The sequence below is a fragment of the Vibrio minamisatsumaniensis genome, from assembly GCF_050337445.1.
GTDB lineage: Bacteria > Pseudomonadota > Gammaproteobacteria > Enterobacterales > Vibrionaceae > Vibrio > Vibrio artabrorum.
This window is the reverse complement of record NZ_JAKJSY010000154.1, coordinates 1-3064: the sequence shown is the minus strand read 5'-3', so window position 1 is coordinate 3064 and position 3064 is coordinate 1. Positions and strand designations below refer to the sequence as shown.

Genomic DNA, 3064 nt, shown 5'->3' with positions numbered 1-3064 from the left:
AAAGACTACCGAGATTTAATCGCAGCTCATAATCTAAAACAAAGCATGAGTAGGAAGGGGAATTGTTGGGATAACGCCTGTGTTGAAAGCTTTTTCCACTCAATGAAAGTAGAAGTCATCCAATACGAGCCGATAATGACCCGAGAAGAGATGCGCCAAGCGCTTTTTGAATACATTGAAGTTGATTATAATCGAACAAGAAGGCACAGTGCTCTTGGGTATCTAAGCCCAGTTAACTTTGAAAAACAATATGTAGCTTAATGCGGTGTCCAGTCTAACTGGAGCAGATCAGAGATTGATTTCCTGTAACGTTACTATCTGCAAAAGATGCTAGTGGTAGCATTGCTAAAATAAAGACTTTTTTATCATTATTCGTGTCCATAGTGTGCAGTCATAAACATTRTTTTATATGATATTAGCTAATTATTTGTCATACTAATCAGACATTAATGCTTGGCATTTTGGACCTATTTGTGTATTTGTGGTTAGGGTTACACTAATTATAAGAAATGCATGTATCAGAAATGAATTTGTTACAATTATACAATTTTATGATGTGCTTATTATTTATTTATTTATTTATGTGTGTGGGAGTACCAAAATGACGCATTGTCTAATTGTCTAATTGTTTAAACCTTTTTAGTTTGTGCGATCTGAGCTCTTCACAAGCGAGAATTGGCACCGTTCTGGGAAGAATTTAGTTACGCAACTGTCGTGTGAAAAGGCTAAATTTTACCGCTCGACCTGATGTTTTTTCTCATTAGGCGCAGTTTTCGATAGTGATCAAAAAAGCGAATCTTTTTGTTTGCGATTGAACTTGGCGGTGGCAACTGTTCTGCTAGCACATATTCAGCAAAGCTTTCAGCAATATCTTCTGCTGGATTAGTTGCTGCGTACTCGGTGATAAATTCATTAATATGCATTTGGTAGCGTTTTAACGCATCAACCTCGCTGTTTGAAACGGGAAGATGAGGTTGCCAGAATTGAGAAACAAACTGGTTTAAATAGGAGTAGGGCGCAGTGCAGCCGTCGGGTAAAGCGTAGCTTGGGCAAGGTTCTTTTATTGTTCTATCGTAAGTGTCAGCTAGCGGGATCTGGTCGGCCCTTAAGGTTAGAAGGTGAGCGAACTCGTGGATCATTGTTCGGTCTAGATCGTATTCTGATACTGAACCTTTGATATCGAGTTGTACGACCCAGATACTTTTATCATCACTAATGGCGTGGATTGAGCCATCAATGCCATAATTGCCGTCTATTGGCTCAAATACTTGAATTTCTTCTCGGTATTGTGCCGGGATAACCTGTGTAAAACGTTGCCAAACTAAGCGACTTTTTTTTGGGACATTTTCTTCCAGAATCCTATCACCAACAACATCATATTGATTAATAGGAATCGGATTTCCTTCATCATCAAGTCCCGAGTCAGTGTACGAGTAAGTTAACGAAGAAAAGGAAAAGAAGAGTATTAGCAGTAGACGCTTAAGCATATGGACTCCTGGTACTTATAATAATTGACCTGACAATGAGTCAGGCCGTAATTTTATTGCTGGCGATAAAGGCCTTGTTATTTATTCTTTAAAAGAAACCAAGTGGATTAACGCTGTAGCTTACCACCATGTTTTTCGTGTTTTGGTAATGATCTAGCATCATTTTATGTGTCTCACGACCAATACCAGATTTTTTATAGCCACCGAATGCCGCGTGTGCTGGGTACGCATGGTAGCAATTCACCCAAACACGACCGGCTTCGATGTCGCGAGCCATGTTATATGCTTTGTTGCTGTCGCGGGTCCAAACACCTGCGCCTAGGCCGTACTCGCTATCATTTGCAATTTGAAGTGCTTCTTCTGTGGTTTTGAAAGTAGTAACAGCAACAACAGGGCCAAAAATTTCTTCTTGGAAGATGCGCATATCATTGGTGCCTTTCAGCATCGTTGGTTCTACAAAGTAACCATTGTCTGCAGAGCTCTTACCACCGACAAGAAGTTCGGCACCTTCTTCAAGACCAAGGTCAATATAACCACGGATCTTATTAAATTGCTCTTCTGAAACTTGAGAGCCCACTTGCGTGTCGGTGTCTAATGGATTGCCTTGCTTAATCGTCTGCATACGCTCGAGCAATTTAGCCATGAAACGGTCGTAAATAGACTCTTGAATTAGCAAACGTGATGGACAAGTGCAAACTTCACCTTGGTTGAAGAAAGCAAGAAGAACGCCTTCAACGCACTTATCTACATAGCTATCCTCGTGGTCGAAAATATCTTCCATAAAGATGTTTGGTGACTTGCCGCCTAATTCAACTGTAGATGGTATTAAGCTTTCTGCTGCACATTTTAGGATGTGTTGGCCTACTTCTGTTGAGCCTGTGAATGCGATTTTTGCAATACGGTCATTAGTCGCTAGTGCTTGACCCGCTTCTGAACCCATGCCGTTTACTACATTAACAACTCCGGCCGGTAATAGATCTTCTAATAGTTCCATCAATACCAGAATAGAAGCGGGTGTCTGTTCTGCTGGTTTTAATACAACACAGCAGCCAGCAGCAAGCGCTGGAGCCAGTTTCCATGCCGCCATTAGTAGAGGGAAGTTCCAAGGAATAATTTGACCAACGACACCAACAGGTTCTGGGAAGTGGTAAGTTGCCGTTTGGTTATCTAGTTCGGCTGCAGTACCTTCTTGAGCTCGAATGCAGCCTGCAAAGTAGCGGAAATGATCAACAGTTAGTGGAATATCAGCCGCAAGCGTTTCTCGAACAGGTTTACCGTTGTCCCAAGTTTCTGCGACAGCAAGCATTTCTGAGTTTGCTTCAATACGATCTGCGATTTTAAGTAGTAAATTAGAACGTTCTGTAACAGATGTTGTCGCCCAAGTGATCCGCACCAGAAGTTTTGGACACCGAGTTAAGTGAGTACAATCACTAACGAGGTGAACAATGACAACTAAGAAAACACGAATCAAACATGCTCCTGAATTTAAAGCCGAAGCGCTTAAGTTAGCAGAGAAAGTCGGTGTCTCTGCTGCCGCACGACAGCTTTCGCTATATGAATCTCAAATTTATGGGGGG

At 41.6% G+C, this 3064-nt stretch carries 3 protein-coding genes and 1 pseudogene; 2 read left to right on the top strand and 2 right to left on the bottom strand.

The features are described 5' to 3' along the window. The coding region (locus L4B77_RS19730) for an IS3 family transposase (protein ID WP_429752542.1) at nucleotides 1-261 on the top strand (261 nt) is incomplete at its 5' end. A gap of 464 nt (nucleotides 262-725) precedes the next feature. On the opposite strand, the gene L4B77_RS19725 is transcribed toward L4B77_RS19730, so the two are convergent. Both L4B77_RS19725 and L4B77_RS19720 read right to left on the bottom strand, forming a co-directional pair. Next, a complete protein-coding gene (locus L4B77_RS19725) occupies nucleotides 726-1487 on the bottom strand; it encodes a zinc-binding metallopeptidase (RefSeq protein ID WP_429752540.1) in 762 nt (253 codons plus the stop codon). A gap of 88 nt (nucleotides 1488-1575) precedes the next feature. Further along, a pseudogene (locus L4B77_RS19720) lies at nucleotides 1576-2877 on the bottom strand (aldehyde dehydrogenase family protein); the annotation flags it as partial. A 55-nt stretch (nucleotides 2878-2932) separates the two neighbouring features. Here L4B77_RS19720 and L4B77_RS19715 point away from each other — a divergent pair. Next, a partial coding sequence (locus L4B77_RS19715; protein ID WP_489686500.1) for a transposase occupies nucleotides 2933-3064 on the top strand: 132 nt, incomplete at its 3' end.

What these genes read in the sequence shown, in the direction of transcription:
- L4B77_RS19725 (WP_429752540.1), bottom strand. Translation starts at nt 1,487, where the DNA reads ATGCTTAAGCGTCTACTGCTAATACTCTTCTTTTCCTTTTCTTCGTTA.